Origin of the sequence: Mesorhizobium sp. B2-4-14 (genome assembly GCF_006442155.1) — a bacterium.
Classification (GTDB): Bacteria; Pseudomonadota; Alphaproteobacteria; order Rhizobiales; family Rhizobiaceae; genus Mesorhizobium.
This window is the reverse complement of sequence record NZ_VFVA01000036.1, coordinates 14,786-31,933: the sequence shown is the minus strand read 5'-3', so window position 1 is coordinate 31,933 and position 17,148 is coordinate 14,786. Positions and strand designations below refer to the sequence as shown.

The 17,148-nt window shown below is 64.0% G+C and carries 13 protein-coding genes and 1 pseudogene; 10 read left to right on the top strand and 4 right to left on the bottom strand.

The features are described 5' to 3' along the window. The first annotated feature begins 139 nt into the window (after positions 1-139). The 3 genes from FJ938_RS24345 to FJ938_RS24335 are packed head-to-tail and all read left to right on the top strand — an operon-like array spanning position 140 to position 4,131. The gene (locus FJ938_RS24345; RefSeq protein ID WP_140610882.1) at positions 140-1,603 is read left to right on the top strand and encodes an aldehyde dehydrogenase; all 1,464 of its coding nucleotides are present in this window, start codon (positions 140-142) and stop codon (positions 1,601-1,603) included. A 10-nt stretch (positions 1,604-1,613) separates the two neighbouring features. Next, positions 1,614-2,657 (top strand): tartrate dehydrogenase, encoded by a 1,044-nt coding sequence (locus FJ938_RS24340; RefSeq protein WP_140698225.1) that lies wholly within the window; start codon positions 1,614-1,616, stop codon positions 2,655-2,657. A gap of 16 nt (positions 2,658-2,673) precedes the next feature. Next, on the top strand, positions 2,674-4,131 hold the full coding sequence (locus tag FJ938_RS24335) for an NAD-dependent succinate-semialdehyde dehydrogenase (protein WP_140698222.1): 1,458 nt from the start codon (positions 2,674-2,676) through the stop codon (positions 4,129-4,131). Positions 4,132-4,154: 23 nt separating this feature from the next. Here the strand turns inward: FJ938_RS24335 and FJ938_RS24330 are convergent, their stop codons facing one another. Together FJ938_RS24330 and FJ938_RS24325 are read right to left on the bottom strand one after the other, a co-directional pair. After that, complete coding sequence (locus FJ938_RS24330) at positions 4,155-5,429, bottom strand: FAD-binding oxidoreductase (RefSeq protein ID WP_140698285.1); 1,275 nt, start codon at positions 5,427-5,429, stop codon at positions 4,155-4,157. 16 nt (positions 5,430-5,445) lie between these two features. Continuing rightward, entirely contained in the window at positions 5,446-6,114 is a 669-nt protein-coding gene (locus tag FJ938_RS24325) for a haloacid dehalogenase type II (protein ID WP_140698220.1), read from the bottom strand. Between the two features lie 316 nt (positions 6,115-6,430). On the opposite strand from FJ938_RS24325, the gene FJ938_RS24320 reads away from it, so the two are divergent. From FJ938_RS24320 to FJ938_RS24290, 7 genes are all read left to right on the top strand, one after another. Then, entirely contained in the window at positions 6,431-7,270 is an 840-nt protein-coding gene (locus FJ938_RS24320; protein WP_140698216.1) for a GNAT family N-acetyltransferase, read from the top strand. 14 nt (positions 7,271-7,284) lie between these two features. Then, a complete protein-coding gene (locus tag FJ938_RS24315) occupies positions 7,285-8,658 on the top strand; it encodes an aspartate aminotransferase family protein (protein ID WP_140698213.1) in 1,374 nt (457 codons plus the stop codon). A 236-nt stretch (positions 8,659-8,894) separates the two neighbouring features. Continuing rightward, positions 8,895-9,617: an HAD-IA family hydrolase gene (locus tag FJ938_RS24310; RefSeq protein WP_140698210.1), complete on the top strand. Its 723-nt coding sequence runs from the start codon at positions 8,895-8,897 to the stop codon at positions 9,615-9,617. 65 nt (positions 9,618-9,682) lie between these two features. Next, positions 9,683-11,293 (top strand): ABC transporter substrate-binding protein, encoded by a 1,611-nt coding sequence (locus FJ938_RS24305; protein WP_140698207.1) that lies wholly within the window; start codon positions 9,683-9,685, stop codon positions 11,291-11,293. 86 nt (positions 11,294-11,379) lie between these two features. Next, complete coding sequence (locus tag FJ938_RS24300) at positions 11,380-12,330, top strand: ABC transporter permease (RefSeq protein ID WP_140698204.1); 951 nt, start codon at positions 11,380-11,382, stop codon at positions 12,328-12,330. Then, the gene (locus FJ938_RS24295; RefSeq protein ID WP_140698201.1) at positions 12,327-13,178 is read left to right on the top strand and encodes an ABC transporter permease; all 852 of its coding nucleotides are present in this window, start codon (positions 12,327-12,329) and stop codon (positions 13,176-13,178) included. Before FJ938_RS24300 ends, FJ938_RS24295 begins: the two co-directional genes overlap by 4 nt. Then, positions 13,175-14,830 carry an ABC transporter ATP-binding protein gene (locus FJ938_RS24290; protein WP_140698198.1) on the top strand — a complete coding sequence of 552 codons (1,656 nt, stop codon included), beginning with the start codon at positions 13,175-13,177 and terminating at the stop codon, positions 14,828-14,830. Before FJ938_RS24295 ends, FJ938_RS24290 begins: the two co-directional genes overlap by 4 nt. Here the strand turns inward: FJ938_RS24290 and FJ938_RS30105 are convergent. Next, a pseudogene (locus FJ938_RS30105) lies at positions 14,831-14,926 on the bottom strand (Lrp/AsnC family transcriptional regulator); the annotation flags it as partial. 123 nt (positions 14,927-15,049) lie between these two features. Then, positions 15,050-17,125, bottom strand: coding sequence for an NADH:flavin oxidoreductase (locus FJ938_RS24280; RefSeq protein WP_140698195.1), 2,076 nt, complete (start codon positions 17,123-17,125; stop codon positions 15,050-15,052). Positions 17,126-17,148: the final 23 nt, after the last annotated feature.

Below are 17,148 nucleotides of genomic sequence, written 5' to 3'. Positions count from 1 at the left end.
GACAGGCGCCGACCTGCGCGGAAGATTTTGCCGTCCCCCGCGCCCAGCACGCAACATTCGTCGGCGACGGGCCGCCGAACAGCGCAAGCTGCGTGCTGGCACGCGCTACGCTCCGGTCAATGCAGGAAAGTGGTCGCCCATGAGCCTAAGCTTCGATCCGGATACAGTTCCCTTCCCCGTTGGGCATTTCATTGGCGGAGAGCTGATCGCGGCCGAGGGTGCGATCGAGATGCGCCGACCGTCTGACGGCAAGTCATACACCGCCTGCCCCATTGCCGGCAGCGACATCGTCGCCCGCGCGGTAGAGAGCGCCAAAGCCGCACTGAAGTCCAGCAACTGGGGCGGCATTCGGCCTCGCGAACGCACCAAGGCGCTCCAGGCCTGGGCAGACCTGATCGAGGTGGAAGCCGAAACGCTCGCCAGGATCGAGGCCATGAGCTCGACCCGGCCCGTGGGACAGCTCATCGCCGGCGACATCGCCGTCACCGCCGAGCAGATCCGCTTCTTCGCCGAGTTCGCCGACAAGGAAGGCAGCGAGCTCGTGCCGACCGACGATGCCAGCCTCGGCATGATCATGAGCGAACCCTATGGCGTGGTCGGCGCGATCACACCGTGGAACTTTCCCATTTCCATGGCCGGCTGGAAGCTCGGCCCGGCGCTGGCCGCCGGCAATGCCGTCGTGCTGAAGCCCTCCGAGATGACGCCCTTCTCGGCAGTCTACATGGCGCAGCTCGCCGTCAGAGCAGGCTTGCCGGCCGGGCTCATAAACATCGTGCTCGGCGACGGCCCGACGACCGGCACGGTGCTCACCGGCCATCCAGAGATCGCCAAGGTCAGCTTCACCGGCTCGACCCGCGCCGGCTCGGCCATCATGGAGAATGTCGCGCGCACCGGCGTCAAGCCGATGACGCTGGAGCTCGGCGGCAAAAGCCCGCAGCTCGTCTTTGCGGATGCCGATCTCGACAAGGCGGCGACAGCGATCGCCGGCAGCGTCACCTTCAACGCCGGCCAGGCCTGCGTCGCCGGCACGCGCCTGATTGTCGAGAAGACCGTTGCGGACAGGCTGACGGCCGCGATTCTGGAGCGGATGAAGGCGGTGCGCCCGGGCCCTACCTGGGACGAGGCGACGCACTATTCGCCCATTATCTCAGACAGGCAACGGACACGTGTCGATGGCATCGTGCGGGCCGCCATCGAGGCCGGCGGCGAATGCCTGACCGGCGGCGGGGCGATGGAGAACCCCGGCTATTTCTACGAGCCGACGCTGATTGCCAATGTCGACCAGGCCAATCCGGCGATCGTCGAGGAGATCTTCGGTCCGGTCCTGACCGTCCAGACCTTCGAGACCGAGGACGAGGCGCTGGCGCTCTCCAGCCATCCGACCTACGGCTTGGCTTCCGGCCTGTTCACCGCCGACCTGTCCCGCACGATCCGCATCGCGCGCAAGCTCGAAGCGGGCACCGTCTGGGTCAACCGCTACAGCCGCTCGCGCGACCACATCCTGCCGACCGGCGGCTACAAACGCTCCGGCATCGGCAAGGACCTTGGCCGCGAGGCCTATCTCGCCAATCGCAGGACCAAAAGCGTCCTGGTCAGCCTCTAGAGAGATGCCGATGAAGTCCTATTCGATCGCCCTGATCCCCGGTGACGGCATCGGCAGCGATGTGACCGCCGCCGCGTGGACGGTGCTGGAAACGGTGGCCACGCAGTCCGGCTTTGCGCTAGGGGCAACCGAATTTCCCTGGTCCTGCAAATTCTACAAGGAAACCGGCCGCATGATGCCGGGGGATGGCATTGAGACCCTGCGCGGCTTCGACGCCATCCTGCTCGGCGCGGTCGGCTGGCCGGCGGAGGTGCCGGATTCCGTCTCGCTCCACGGCCTGCTGCTGCCAATTCGCAAGGCATTCGTGCAGTACGCCAACATACGGCCGCACCGCCTGCTTCCCGGCGTCACGGGACCGTTACGGGCGGAAAACTTTGACATCCTATGCATCCGCGAGAACACCGAAGGCGAATATTCCGGCGCCGGCGGGCGCGTGCATCAAGGCACTGCGGACGAGGTCGCCGTAGAGACCTCGATCTTCACCCGCGCCGGCGTGGAGCGCATCCTTCGCTTCGGCTTCGAGCAGGCACGGGCACGGCGGGGCAAGCTTGCCTCCGTCACAAAATCCAATGCGCAGAAATATTCTATGGTGTTCTGGGACGAGATCACGCGAAAGCTCGCCGCGGAATACTCCGACGTCGCCGTGACCAGCTATCATGTCGATGCGCTTGCCGCGCGCATGATCATGGCACCGGAAAGTCTGGACGTGGTCGTCGCGTCCAATCTCTTCGGTGACATCCTGACCGATATCGGCGCAGCGATCCAGGGCGGGCTGGGCTACGCCGCCTCCGCCAACATCAACCCCGACCGCTCGGCGCCATCCATGTTCGAGCCGGTGCACGGCTCCGCGCCTGACATCGCCCATCTCGGCATCGCCAATCCGATCGCCGCCATCTGGTCCGGCGCCATGATGCTCGATCATCTCGGCGAAAAGGCTGCGGGCGGCCGCGTCATGAAGGCGCTCGAGGCGACGACCGCCAGAGGCATCGGCACCATTGCCGGCAAGGACCGGACGGAGGCCATCACGGCCACCGTCATCGCGACACTCACCTGATTGCAAGGTCTTTTCGATGAAAAACTTGAAGGACAAAACTCTCTTCCGCCAGGCAGGCCTGATCGGTGGCGAATGGGTCGGGGCCGGCTCCGGCAGAACGGTCGATGTCGTCGATCCGGCGACGCAGACCGCGATCGGCGCGGTGCCCGACATGGCCGGCTCCGAGACCCGCGCGGCCATTGATGCCGCGGCTTCCGCCTATCGGGATTGGCGGAAAAAGACCAACGCCGAACGCGCTGGCCTCCTGGAAGCCTGGCATAGCCTGATGCTCGCGCATCTGGACGATCTGGCACTGATCCTGACGACGGAACAGGGCAAGCCACTGGATGAGGCCAGGGGCGAGATCCGCTATGGCGCCTCCTTCGTCAAATGGTTCGCCGAGGAAGCGCGCCGGATCAACGGCCACACGATTCCTTCGCCGACGTCCGACCGCCGCATCATCGTGCTGAAGGAGCCGGTCGGGGTGTGCGGCATCATCACGCCGTGGAATTTTCCCAACGCGATGATCACCCGCAAGGTCGCGCCGGCGCTCGCTGCCGGCTGCACCGTGATCGTCAAGCCGTCCGAGTTCACGCCCTATTCGGCGCTGGCGCTCGGCGTGCTCGCCGAACGGGCGGGCATTCCCGCCGGGGTCATCAATATCGTCACCGGCATGCCGGCCGAGATCGGCAACGAGATCATGGCGAACGAGACCGTGCGCAAGATCTCCTTCACCGGCTCGACGCGAGTCGGCTCGCTGCTGATGCGCGGGGCGGCCGACAGCGTGAAGCGGCTCAGCCTGGAGCTCGGCGGCAATGCGCCCTTCATCGTCTTCGACGACGCCGACCTCGACCTCGCCGTCGAGGGCGCGCTCGCCTCGAAGTTCCGCAACGGCGGTCAGACCTGCGTCTGCGCCAACCGCATCCTCGTCCAGGCCGGCGTCTACGAAACTTTCGCCGCGAGGCTTTCCGCCCGCGTCAACGCCATGACAGTCGGGCCGGGCACACAGCCCGGCGTCGCCATCGGGCCGATGATCAACATGGCAGCGGTCGAGAAGATCAACCGGCACGTCGAGGACGCGCTCGCCAAAGGCGCCGCAATTGTCACGACGAGCCCGGCGCTGCCGGAAGGCGCTCAGTATGTCGCGCCGCTGGTGCTGACGGGCGCCACAAAGGATATGCAGCTCGCCGGCGAGGAGACCTTTGGTCCGGTCGCGCCGCTTTTCCGCTTCGAGACGGAAGAGGAGGCAATCGCGCTGGCCAACGGCACGCCCTATGGGCTTGCCTCCTACTTCTACACCGAAAACCTGCAACGCGCCTGGCGTGTCGGCGAGGCACTGGAGTTCGGCATGGTGGGGCTCAACACCGGCTCGGTCTCGATGGAGGTAGCCCCGTTCGGCGGCGTCAAACAATCCGGCCTCGGGCGCGAGGGGGCACAGGCCGGCATCGAGGAATATCTCGAGATGAAGAGCTTCCATATCGGCGGGCTGGGCTGAGGCCCGGCCCGCCGGATTGCTGACTACCGTATCCGGTCGAGCGCCTTGTAGTAGAGCCCGACCATCGGCAGGAACCAGGGCTTGCCCGAGTAGCCTGGAATAGAAGGCCACTCGAGCCCCCTCATCGGATTGCGGTCCTCGCGGCCAAGCATGGCGTCGGCCAGGATCATGCCGAGATAGGTGGAAAGCTGCGCGCCGTGGCCGGAATAGCCCATCGCGTACCAGGCTCCGTCCTGGTAGCCGGCGCGCGGGAAACGGTCCTTGGTCATGTCGACCAGCCCGCCCCAGCAATAGTCGATCTCGACCTTGGCGAGTTGCGGGAAAATCGCCGCGAGGCCTGCCTGCAATATCTGTCCGCTCTTGGCGTCGGAGCGCTGGTCGGATGTCGCCGAAAAGCGTGAACGGCCGCCGAAGATCAGGCGCTTGTCCGGCGAAAGCCGGAAATAGTTGCCGATATTCATCGAGGTCACGCATGTCCGGTTGCCAGGCATGGTCGCTGCGATCTCGGCATCGCTCAACGGTCTGGTGGCGATTATGAAGCTGCCGACGGAGATGATCCTGCGGCGGAAATAGCCGAAATTCGGCGTGGTGTACGCCCCGGTCGCCACCAGCAAATTGTCGGCGCTGATCTGGCCGCGGGAGGTGGTGATCTGATGCCTGTTGCCGGCCTGCTTGCGGTCAGTCACCACTGCGTTCTCGTGGATGACGGCGCCGTGGCGGACGGCGGCCGTGGCGAGGCCGGCCACATAGCGGCCCATATGCATCATGGCGCTCTTCTTCGACAGCATCGCGCCATGGAAGGGAGAGCCGATCTCGGACTTGAGATCGGTCGCCGACAGCAGCGCCGTGTCCGGATCCACCTCGGCATGAATGGCTTCGAAGTTGCGCGCGATCGCTTCGAAATGCTGCGGCTTGGAGGCGAGTTTCAGCTTGCCGGCGCGACGGAAATTGCAATCGATGCCTTCCTCGGCGACCAGCGCCTCGATAGTGTCGATGGAACTGTCCAGCGCGCGGTAAAGTGCGATCGCCCGTTCCTTGCCGAGCTCCGCCTTGGCCGAAAGGTAGCTATGCGCAAGGCCGTTGTTCAGGTGCCCGCCATTGCGCCCCGACGCGCCCCAGCCCACCCGCTCCGCTTCCAGCACTGCCACCTTCGCGCCCGCCTTCGCCAGATGGCGCGCGGCGGCGAGACCGGTGAAGCCGCCGCCGATGATGGCGGCGTCGTAATGCCCCTCGACCGGGCCCTGGGCGCCGCCGGAAAAGACTGGGGCGGTGTCGTGCCAGTAGGAGACCAACTTCATCGGCATCCTGCCTGTCTCAAAGCCCGACCACGCCCGGAAGACCCGAAATATCGGCGATCTCGACATAGCCATAATACGGGTTGGCCGGCTCGTGACCCCGGTTGACCCAGACCTTGTTCTTGATGCCGAGGTCGTGTGCCGACATCAGGTCGTAGCGGAACGAAGACGAACAGTGAAGCACCTCTTCCGGGCCGCAGCCCAGCATGTCGAACATATACTCGAACGCCCTGAAGCGGGGTTTGTAGGCCTGCGCCTGTTCGGCCGTGTAGACGGCATGGAATGGCGCGCCGAGCTTTTCGACATTGGACATGATCTGCGCGTCCATGGCGTTGGAGAGGATGACCAGCGGGATTTCCTTGGCGACCTTCGCCAAGCCGGCCGGGACGTCAGGGTGCGGCCCCCAGGTCGGGACGCGCTCATAGACCATTCTGGCGTCCTCGGCGCTGAAGGCGACGCCGTTGCGCTTGCAGGCGCGTTCGAGCGCGTTGTGGACGACATCGGCATAAGGCTTCCAGTCACCCATGATCTCGTCGAGCCGGTAGGCCGCGAAGTTCTTGATGAACTCCTGCATGCGCGGTTCGTCGAGACGGCTGCCGTAGAGATCGCGCGCCGCTTCCGCCATCTGGAAGAAGGTCAACGTGCCGTAGCAGTCGAAGGTGATGTATCTGGGCCTGAAGGAAGCCATGTCCGTCGATCTCCGGTGGAAGCACATCCGCATTCGGGATGCCTGATCGTATGCCGGCATACGGCGAGTCACCTGACCGAAATGAACCTCCCGAAAGCAGAAAGTTCCGTATCCGCCATCCCGTTTGGCACGCTGTAGCATCTTGCCTGGCGATGGCAGCGCGGTTTCGTGGCGTGGCGCGTTCGCTTCGGACGGCCCGGCACAAGATGCGGCGCGCCCGTCGCGCTACGGCGAAAGATACTGCCAAAGCCGAGGTCTTCAGACGATCTGCTGCGCGCCGATGGCCGAAACTTGGCATCAGACGAAAGGACGCTCAATGCAGCAGGGCGAGATCGAACTCCAGGCCTTCCGGCCCGACCACATCGAGGGCGCGGTGGCGCTTTCCCGCCAGGAGAAATGGCCGCATCGGCAGCAGGACTGGCAGATGGCTCTGCAGCTTTCGAGCGGCGCGGTCGCGCTCGACGACCAGGGCCGCGTCGCCGGAACCATCCTGGTCACGCCCTACGGCAAGGACTGCGCCATGATCAACATGGTGATCGTCGACAGGAACGCGCGGGGCAAGGGGCTCGGGCGCCGTCTCATGGAGCAAGCCTTCACCCTCGCGGGCGAACGTCCGCTGCGGCTCGTCGCGACGACCGACGGCATGCCTCTTTATCAGAAGCTGGGCTTCGTGCCCTCCGGCACCATCATGCAGCATCAGGGCAAGGTCACCAAGCTTGAGGCGCCCGACGGCGTGGACGCAGCAAGCGCCGATAACCTGCCGGAAATCAAGGCGCTGGACCGCGGTGCCTATGGCGCCGACCGTGAAGCCCTGATCGATGCGCTGGCCGAGCGCGGCCAATTCGCCGTGATCCGCCGCAACGGGGCCATCGTGGCCTATGCCGCGATCCGACCGTTCGGACGCGGCGAGGTGATCGGTCCGGTGATCGCGGGAAGTGCTGACGTCGCTAAGGCCCTGATCGCGTTCTTCGCCGCGACCCGCCCCGGCGCCTTCCTGCGTGTCGATACCGACAGCAGGACCGGCATTGCCGGCTGGCTCGAGGAAATCGGCCTCGCCCATGTCGGCGGCGGGGTGGCCATGGACCGTCCGCCCAAGAAAGATTCTGAACAGTCCAGGCCAAAAATTTTCGCCCTCGCCAACCAGGCGCTCGGCTAGTCCGGAGGACAACAATGCTCGCCAATTCCCTGATCGAACTCGACCGCGCCCATCTCATCCATCCGGTCGCCTCCTATCGCGGCCATGAGGCGGTCGGCGTACGCGTGCTGAAATCGGCCAAGGGCGTCACCGTGACCGATGCGTCCGGCCGGCAACTTCTCGACGGTTTCGCGGGGTTGTGGTGCGTCAACGCCGGCTATGGCCACGACAGCATCGTCGAGGCGGCAGCCCGGCAGATGCGCGAGCTTCCCTACGCCACCGCTTATTTCGATCTCGGCTCGGAGCCGGCCATCCGGCTTGCCTCGGAACTGGCCGAGCGCGCCCCAGGCGATCTCAATCACGTCTATTTCACGCTGGGAGGGTCGGACGCGGTCGACAGCACGATCCGTTTCGTCCGCTACTACTGGAATGCGAAGGGCGAGCCGAAGCGCGACCAGTTCATCTCCATCGAGCAGGGCTATCATGGGTCGTCAGTGGTCGGCGCGGGCCTCACTGCCCTGCCCGCCTTTCATGCCGGCTTCGGCATTCCCTTCGAATGGCAGCACAAGATCCCTTCCCCCTATCCCTACCGCAACCCGGTCGGCGAGGACGGCAACGCGATCATCGCCGCATCGCTCGCCGCGCTGAGGGCCAAGATCGAGGAGATCGGGCCGGAGCGGGTCGCCGCCTTCTATGCCGAGCCGATCCAGGGCTCGGGCGGCGTCATCGTCCCGCCGAAAGGCTGGATCAAGGCCATGCGCGAACTCTGCCGGGAGTACGGCGTCCTGTTCATCGCCGATGAGGTGATCACCGGCTTCGGCCGCACCGGGCCCCTGTTTGCCTGCACGGACGAGGACATCGTTCCCGATTTCATGACGACCGCGAAGGGCCTGACCTCGGGCTATGTTCCGATGGGCGCGGTGTTCATGGCCGACCATGTCTACGAGGTCATCGCCGATGGCGCGGGCGCCTCGGCGGTCGGCCACGGCTATACCTATTCCGCCCACCCGGTCAGCGCCGCCGTCGCCCTCGAAGTTTTGAAGCTCTACGAAGACGGTCTTCTGGAGAACGGCATCAAGGCCGGCGCCCGCCTGATGGCTGGCCTGTGGGGCTTGCGCGATCACCCGTTGGTCGGCGATGTGCGCGGTCGCGGCATGCTCGCGGCGATCGAACTGGTCGTCGACAAAGAGAAGAAGACGCCGCTTCCAGCGTCGGCCATGCCGGCGCGGCGGGTCTTCGACAGGGCATGGGACAACGGCCTCATCATCCGTGCGTTTGCGCATGGGGTTATCGGCTATGCACCCCCGCTGTGCTGCACAGACAGCGACATCGACGTGATCGTCGAGCGCACGCGCCGAACGCTCGACCAGACGCTCGAGGACCCGGATGTTCGCCAGGCCCTGCCATGACGAGCAGCGAATATTTCGTGTCTCGAAATATCGCCGGGGCAGATGATTTCGCAATTTTGTGCCGCCCCCTTACGCCTTTTCGGCGAATCCAGCGCGGGGGAAGTGCCAGACTGCTCTTAAGACAAGGCCAGAAGACCCGAATTTCCGGGCCTTTGAAAAGGCCGACGCCCCGGACAGCACGGAATTTTGTTCTGTTCAGCACGATTAATTCGGCCGCGCGCAGAGGAGAGCCAGTCTTGGCCAGGGGCTTCAGCGAATTCAAATATATGACCTTCGACGTTGTCGGCACGCTGATCGACTTCGAAGGCGGCATTACGACCTGCATGGCCGGGATTGCCGCCGAGGCCGGCGTTGCCATCGATGGCGAAGCCGCGCTGGCTCTGTACCGGCAGGCTCGCTACATGCCCGATGCGGGCCTGTTTCCCGACGATCTCGTGCGTGTCTACATGGTTATCGCGCCACAGCTCGGCCTGCCGGCCGAGGAGAAATATGGCGTCCGGCTGCGGGACTCCGCCAGTGCCTGGCGAGGTTTCCCCGACAGCGCGGCGGCATTGGCCGAGCTTGCGAAGTCACACAAGCTGATTGCCATGACCAATGCCCGGCGCTGGGCGCTCGATCATTTCGAAAAGCAGCTCGGATCACCCTTCTTCGCCACCTTCACGGCCGACGACACCGGCACGGAAAAACCCGACCCTGCTTTCTTCCAGACGGTCTTCGATTTCGTGGCCTCTCGCGGCGACAGCAGGGACGACATCCTGCATGTGGCGCAAAGCCAGTATCACGACATCGGCATCTCCCGGGCGCTCGGCATGACCAATTGCTGGATCGAGCGCCGGCACGCCCAGAAGGGCTATGGCGGCACGATCGAGCCCGAGCGCTTCACCGTACCAGACCACCACTTCACCTCGATGGCCTCCCTTGCAGCGGCCGTTCGGGAAAGCCTGAAGGAACGAACCTGAGCCAAAGCTCGGAAAGCCGCAGCAAGACGAGCATCCTGACCAAACAAACAGAAAGGGGAATGAACATGACCGACAAGATCACGAACTGGACCAGCGCAGACAATGCCATGGTCGAAAATGCCATTCGGCGGGGCGCAAGCCGCCGCGAACTTCTCAAGATGCTGTTGGCCGGTGGCGCCGCGGTTGCCGCGGGCAGCCTTGTGCTCGGCCGCGCCACCCAGGCCGTAGCCGCCACGCCGGTCTCCGGCGGAAATTTCAAAGCCGCCGGCTGGTCGTCCTCGACCGCCGATACGCTCGATCCGGCAAAGGCGTCGCTCTCCACCGACTATGTCCGCTGCTGCTCGCTCTACAACCGACTGACTTTCCTCGACAAGGATGGCGTCACGCAGATGGAGCTGGCCGAAAGATTCGACAGCAAGGACGCCAAGACCTGGACCGTGAAGCTGCGCAAGGGCGTCACCTTCCACGACGGCAAGGACCTCACCGCCGACGACGTCGTCTTCTCGCTGAAGCGCCATCTCGACAAGTCGGTCGGTTCCAAGGTCGCCAAGATCGCGGCGCAGATGACCGGCTTCAAGGCGGTCGACAAGTCGACCGTGGAAATCACGCTCGCCGACCCGAATGCCGACCTGCCGACCATCCTGGCGCTGCACCATTTCATGATCGTCGCAGACGGCACCACGGACTTCTCCAAGGGCAATGGCACCGGCGCGTTCGTGCTGCAAACGTTCGAACCTGGCGTGCGTTCGGTGGTCACCAAGAACAAGAACTACTGGAAATCGGGCAAGCCCTACCTGGATTCGTTCGAATTCATCGCCATCAGTGACGACAGCGCCCGCGTCAACGCGCTCTTGTCCGGCGACATCAGCTTCGCCGCCTCGATCAATCCGCGCGCGATGAAGCTCATCAGCGGCCAGCAGGGCTTCGAAGTGTCGAAGACGACCTCGGGCAACTACACGGATCTCAACATTCGGCTCGATATGGACCCCGGCAACAAGGCCGACTTCGTGGCCGGCATGAAATATCTCGTCAACCGCGAGCAGATCGTCAAATCGGCGTTGCGTGGCCTCGGTGAAATCGGCAACGACCAGCCCGTCTCGCCGGCCAATGTCTTCCACAACGCCGACGTCAAGCCGAAGGCTTTCGACCCGGACAAGGCGAAGTTCCACTTCCAGAAGGCAGGCCTGCTCGGCCAGTCCATCCCGGTGGTCGCTTCCGACGCCGCCACCTCGTCGATCGACATGGCTGTGATCATCCAGGCCGCCGGCGCGGATATCGGTATGAAGCTCGACGTCCAGCGCGTCCCGGCCGACGGCTACTGGGACAATTACTGGCTCAAGGCGCCAATCCATTTCGGCAACATCAATCCGCGCCCGACGCCGGACATCCTGTTCTCGCTCCTCTACGCATCCAACGCGCCGTGGAACGAAAGCCAATACAAGTCCGAGAAGTTCGACAAGATGCTCATCGAGGCGCGCGGCCTGCTCGACCAGGCCAAGCGCAAGGAGATCTATGGCCAGATGCAGGCTATGGTCTCCGAGGAGGCCGGCACCATCATCCCGGCCTACATTTCCAACGTGGATGCCCTCTCCAGCAAGGTGAAGGGTTTGGAGGCGAACCCGCTCGGTGGCATGATGGGCTACGCAATGGCGGAATATCTCTGGCTCGAAGCCTGAGGGAAGCCAGCCGGGGGCCAGTCAGCCAGCCCCCGGCATTTCATTGCGCAAGATTGCTTGGCCGAACAACCGCAGGGAGCGCTTCCATGACGTCTGGGGTTCTCAACCTCGTGCTGAAGCGGCTGGGGATTGCGGCCGTCACGCTTCTGATCGTCCTGTTCGCCGTGTTTTTCGCCACCAGCATGCTGCCTGGCGACACCGCGTCGATCCTGCTTGGCCAGGCGGCGACTCCCGAAGCCGTCGCCGGCCTGCGCGAGGCCATGCATCTCAACGATCCGGCGATCCTTCGCTTCCTACGCTGGCTTCTCGGCCTGCTCCACGGCGACCTCGGCACCTCCTATGCCAACCAGATGCCGGTCGCGGCGCTGATCGGCGGTCGCTTCGTCAACACCATGGAGCTTGCCGGCATCACCACCCTGCTCTCGGTGCCCCTGGCGCTGACGTTGGGTATCACCGCCGCCATGCTGCGCGGCTCCCTTTACGACCGCACCGTCACCGTCCTTTCGATCGGCGTCATCTCCGTGCCGGAATTCATGGTCGCGACCCTCGCCGTCCTGCTCTTCGCCGTTTATCTTAAATGGCTGCCGGCGCTGTCCTCGGTCAATGAGGCGCATACTCTGACCGACCTCGTGCGCATCTATGCAATGCCCGTGATTACGCTGACCTTCGTCATCTCCGCCCAGATGATCCGCATGACCCGCGCCGCGGTACTCGAAACGCTCTCCGCGCCTTATGTCGAGATGGCGCTGCTCAAAGGCGCCTCACGCGGCCGCATGGTGCTCAAGCACGCGCTTCCCAACGCGCTCGGGCCGATCGTCAACGCGGTTGCGCTGTCGCTGTCCTACCTGGTCGGCGGCGTCATCATCGTCGAGACAATCTTCAACTATCCCGGCATCGCCAAGCTGATGGTCGATGCCGTCGCCACCCGCGACCTGCCGCTGATCCAGAGCTGCGCGATGATCTTCTGCCTCGGCTATCTCTTCCTCATCACCGCCGCCGATGTCGTCGCCATCATGTCCAACCCGAGGCTCAGATGACGGTTGCGCGCGCCACAACCTCCCGTCGGTCCTTCCTGGGCCACAGCTACAGCCTCGTGGGCATCGTGGCCGCTTTGGTCATCCTGGCTTGGACGCTCGTCGCGATCCTCGCGCCCTACATCATTCCTCATTCGATTGGAGACATCGTCGACGACGATTATTTCGGCCCGATGCGTCAGGGGTTATGGCTCGGCTCGGACTATCTGGGGCGCGACATGCTCTCGCGGGTGCTTATGGGCGCGCGCTACACCGTCGGCATATCGCTCGCCGCCGTCGCCATCGCCTGCTTCTCGGGCGTCGTGCTGGGGATGATCGCGGCCGTCACCGGCGGCTGGCTCGACACCTGCCTCAGCCGCTTCCTTGACGCCTTGAATTCCATTCCCAGCAAACTGTTCGGCCTTGTGGTCGTTGCCGCGGTCGGCTCGTCGATCCAGGCGCTGATCCTGACGCTGGCCGTCATCTATATACCAGGCGCCTACCGCTTCGCGCGGGCGCTCGCCGTCAACATCAACACCATGGATTTCATGACCGTCGCTCGCGTCCGTGGCGAGAGCATCGTCTATCTCATCGGGTCGGAGATCCTGCCCAATATCATCCGCCCGGTGCTCGCCGACTTCGGCCTGCGCTTCGTCTTCATCGTGCTCCTGCTCTCCGGCCTCTCGTTCCTGGGGCTCGGCCTGCAGCCGCCGCTCGCCGACTGGGGCGCGCTGGTGCGCGAGAACATCGGCGGCCTGCCCTTCGCGGCGCCGGCAGTCATCGTGCCTTCGCTGGCGATCGCCAGCCTCACCATCAGCGTCAACCTGCTGATCGACAACCTGCCGCAGAAGATCAGGGACAGGGACGCATGACCAATCTCGTCGAGGTCCGGAACCTGAGGATCGAGGCGACGACCGACGCCGGACGGGTCGTCGAAATCATCAAGGGGGTCAGTCTCGATATCGCCGACGGCGAGATCGTCGCCCTGATCGGCGAGAGCGGCTCCGGCAAGACAACGGTGGCGCTCTCGCTCATGGGGCACGCGCGACCGGGCTGCCGGATCACCGGTGGCGAGATCAATGTGAACGGCAAGAACATGGCCGCACTTTCCGAAAAGCAGCGCGCCAGGTTGCGAGGCACCGACATTGCCTATGTTCCGCAAAGTGCCGCAGCCTCGTTTAATCCCTCGTCGACCATCATGGAGCAGGTGATCGAGGTTACGCGCATCCACAGGCTGATGCCCCCCCAGAAGGCGCGAAAGCGGGCTGTCGAGCTGTTCAGGGCCTTGTCGCTGCCGGATCCGGAAGGGATCGGCGCCCGTTATCCGCACCAGGTTTCAGGTGGGCAATTGCAGCGGCTGTCGGCGGCCATGGCCCTTATCGGCGATCCCAAGCTGGTTATCTTCGACGAGCCGACGACGGCACTCGACGTGACGACGCAGATCGACGTGCTGAAGGCATTCAAGTCGGTCATGCGGGCGGGTGGGATAGCTGGGGTCTATGTTTCCCACGATCTCGCCGTCGTCGCCCAGATCGCCGACCACATCGTCGTGCTGAAGGGCGGCGAAGTGCAGGAGACCGGCAGCACGGTTCAGATTCTTTCGGCTGCCCAGCACGCCTACACGCGCGAACTGCTTGCTGCCTTCGAACCGAAGCCGCGGCAAGCGCATGCGGACGCAGATGCCGGCGCGAAGCCGTTGCTGCGCATCGACAATGTGACTGCCGGCTATGGCGCGCTGCGAGATGACGGACTGCCACTTATCCGGGCCGTCGATACCGTCAGCCTGGTCGTCGAGAAAGGACGCAACCTCGGCGTCATCGGCGAATCCGGCTGCGGAAAATCGACGCTCGCGCGCGTTATCGCGGGCATTCATCCGGCCGCGGCCGGCGACATCATCTTCGACGGCAAGCAACTGGAGCGTGCCGCAGGCAAACGCAGCCAGGACCAGCTGCGCGAGATGCAGATCGTGTTCCAGTATGCCGACACCGCGCTCAATCCAGCCAAGCCGATCGAAGACATCATCTCCCGTCCGCTGGCCTTCTACCACCGGCTCGACCGGCAGGCGCGCTCGAAGCGCGTCGACGAACTGCTTGACATGGTCCGCCTGCCGCGGGCGCTGCGCTACCGTCGCCCGTCGGAGCTCTCGGGCGGCCAGAAGCAGCGGGTGAACTTCGCGCGCGCCCTGGCGGCCGGGCCCAAGCTCATCATCTGCGACGAAATCACCTCGGCGCTCGACACGGTAGTGGCGGCCGCCGTGATCGAACTGCTGAAGGAACTGCAGCGCGAGTTGGGGCTTTCCTACATTTTCATCAGCCACGACCTCTCGGTCGTCGAAGCGATCTGCGACGAGATCATGGTCATGTACAATGGCGAGCGGGTGGAGCAGATTACGCCCGACAAATTGAAGGCGCCCACCCACCCTTATTCGAAGCTTCTGTTCTCCTCAGTGCCGAAGCTCGATCCGACATGGCTCGATGGCCTCGTCCGAGACCCCGAGTTGGTCAGCCAGTACGGCCATCGCTGACTACAAGGGAAAGAGGCGGGGCAGCGGCATATGCGCCGTGACGGTGGGAGACCTCAGCACCGGGAAGCTGAAACACCTGTCAATGCCGATATCCATGTGGTGAGCCGCTCATGAAGCTCGATGTCAATTCGATCGAGTTCCATGAACTGCCCAGGAATAGAGGTGTTGGGAGCCGCCGTCAGGCTCCGCCGTCATCCGTGCCGCGGAACTCTCCCGACGCTATAATTGCGAGCAGAGCCGGTAGGCCTCGTAGATCGACGAGTAGATGTCCCGGCTGGCAACCGCGTCACCAATGCGGTGCAAGACAAACGATCCAGCGGCTTGGGCATTATCAGCTTCCTTTGTCCCCGCTCCGGTCATGAGTGCTATATCGGTGACGCCGTTGTTGGCCGAGCGCGCACGCAATTCCTGGTAGGTATCCTCCATGGGCGCGGTGCCGCGCTCGACAATGAGTTGGGCTGCGGGCACTTCCGTTTCCGCACCGGTGAGTTCGTGCCGGAACGTGGCGGCGATTCCGTTGCCCTGGCGTGCTGCCTTGACCAGGCGCACGTCGCTGATGACGCGGATGCCGCGTTCCGCGGCGCGTTTGCGAAAACTCACCCTGTCCGGATAAGGCGTCTCGATCGCCAGGGTGTCGTCCGCTATCGCCAGGCTGACCAAGCGCCCCAGACGGGCAAGATGCAGAGCACAGGAAATTGCGGCCTGGCGTCCGGTCTCATCGTAGATGAGCACATCGTCCTTCGCCGGCACCACCCCGGTCAAAACGTCCCAGACGCTGTGGCAATGTTCGGCGCCCTCCAGCCACTCCATGTCGGGAACGCCGCCGGTGGCGATGATGACCGCGTCCGGTTTATCGGCGAGGACCACTTCTGCGTCCGCATAGGTGTTGAGACGAACTTCCACACCAAGGCGAGCGAGTTCGCCGGTACGCCAGTCGACTATGCCGATGAGATCCTTGCGCTCGGAGGCGGAGGCGGCGACGAGCACCTGTCCGCCAAGCCGTGCTCCGGCTTCAAGCAGGGTCACTTTGTGTCCGCGCTCGGCGGCGACCCGTGCCGCTTCCATCCCACCCGGGCCACCGCCGACCACGACCACCCGTTTCGGCGTTTCTGCACGGTCGATGATGTGGTTGATGATCGTCTCATGGCCGCTGGCCGGGTTGTGGATGCACTGCACCTTCTTGTACAGGCAATAGGATGCGCCGACACACGGGCGGATGCGTTCTTCTTCTCCGCGCATCACCTTGTTGACGATATGGGGGTCGGCAATATGCGCTCGGGTCATGCCAACCAGGTCGACAAGGTTTTCGCGGATGGCATGTCGAGCCGTGGCTACATCCCGGATTGCTGCAGCGTGGATGACGGGCAGTTTGGTTTCCCGCTTGAACCTGCCGACCTGAGGCAAAAACGGGGCGCTCGGGCTAAACATGCCGGGCATGTTCTGCTCGGCCAAAGATAATTCGGTGTCCATGCGGCCGAAGATGCAGTTGAAGAAGTCGATGTGGCCTTCCCGCTCGAATAGCCGAGCGAAATCAAGGCATTCCTCGAAATCCGGTCCGTCTTCGGCCGCCTCGTCGATTACGAAGCGGATACCCACGGCGAAGTCGTCGCCGACTGCGCGGCGGATCGTCTCGTGAACGATCAAGCCGAAGCGGGCACGGTTTTCCAGCGAGCCGCCGTAGGCGTCCGTGCGCTTATTGGTTCTGCGCGACAGGAATTGTCCGATCAGATGGCCGCCGGTAACGGTTTCGATGCCATCCAGACCTCCGTCGCGGCAGCGCTTGGCGGCGCTGGCGTAATCCTCGATGATCCTGTCGATGTCGGCGCCGTCCATCTCCTTCGGGAAGTTGCGGTTTCGCGGCTCGCGAATGCGTGACGGTGCCACCGGCGCGAGCCAGTTCCCGGCATAGGCGGTGGCGCGCCGCCCAAGATGTGAGACCTGGCACATGACGGCGGCGCCATGCCGATGGATTCGCTGCGACATTAACTGGAGATGAGGGACGATGCGATCGGTCGAAAGGTCCAGCTGACCGCCGCCCCAACTGGAGTCGGGCGAGGTCATGGCCGAGCCGCCCGCCATGGTCATCGCCAGGCCGCCGCGCGCCTTTTCCTCATGGTAGCGCTGATAGCGCTCGAGTGGCAGGCCGCCATCATCCAGCATTGAGGCGTGACTGGTGCTGACGACACGGTTGCGCAGCGTCAGACCCTTGAGCCGAAACGGTTGAAGCAAAGGATCGTCGGATGTGCCGGCTGCTGGAGATGCCGCTGTGTTCACGTCGTGCCCCCTCCCATTCATGAAGGTTATAGTCCGTCATTTGT

What these genes read in the sequence shown, in the direction of transcription:
- FJ938_RS24345 (WP_140610882.1), top strand. Translation starts at nt 140, where the DNA reads ATGAGCCTAAGCTTCGATCCGGATACAGTTCCCTTCCCCGTTGGGCAT.
- FJ938_RS24340 (WP_140698225.1), top strand. Translation starts at nt 1,614, where the DNA reads ATGAAGTCCTATTCGATCGCCCTGATCCCCGGTGACGGCATCGGCAGC.
- FJ938_RS24335 (WP_140698222.1), top strand. Translation starts at nt 2,674, where the DNA reads ATGAAAAACTTGAAGGACAAAACTCTCTTCCGCCAGGCAGGCCTGATC.
- FJ938_RS24330 (WP_140698285.1), bottom strand. Translation starts at nt 5,429, where the DNA reads ATGAAGTTGGTCTCCTACTGGCACGACACCGCCCCAGTCTTTTCCGGC.
- FJ938_RS24325 (WP_140698220.1), bottom strand. Translation starts at nt 6,114, where the DNA reads ATGGCTTCCTTCAGGCCCAGATACATCACCTTCGACTGCTACGGCACG.
- FJ938_RS24320 (WP_140698216.1), top strand. Translation starts at nt 6,431, where the DNA reads ATGCAGCAGGGCGAGATCGAACTCCAGGCCTTCCGGCCCGACCACATC.
- FJ938_RS24315 (WP_140698213.1), top strand. Translation starts at nt 7,285, where the DNA reads ATGCTCGCCAATTCCCTGATCGAACTCGACCGCGCCCATCTCATCCAT.
- FJ938_RS24305 (WP_140698207.1), top strand. Translation starts at nt 9,683, where the DNA reads ATGACCGACAAGATCACGAACTGGACCAGCGCAGACAATGCCATGGTC.
- FJ938_RS24300 (WP_140698204.1), top strand. Translation starts at nt 11,380, where the DNA reads ATGACGTCTGGGGTTCTCAACCTCGTGCTGAAGCGGCTGGGGATTGCG.
- FJ938_RS24295 (WP_140698201.1), top strand. Translation starts at nt 12,327, where the DNA reads ATGACGGTTGCGCGCGCCACAACCTCCCGTCGGTCCTTCCTGGGCCAC.
- FJ938_RS24290 (WP_140698198.1), top strand. Translation starts at nt 13,175, where the DNA reads ATGACCAATCTCGTCGAGGTCCGGAACCTGAGGATCGAGGCGACGACC.
- FJ938_RS24280 (WP_140698195.1), bottom strand. Translation starts at nt 17,125, where the DNA reads ATGAATGGGAGGGGGCACGACGTGAACACAGCGGCATCTCCAGCAGCC.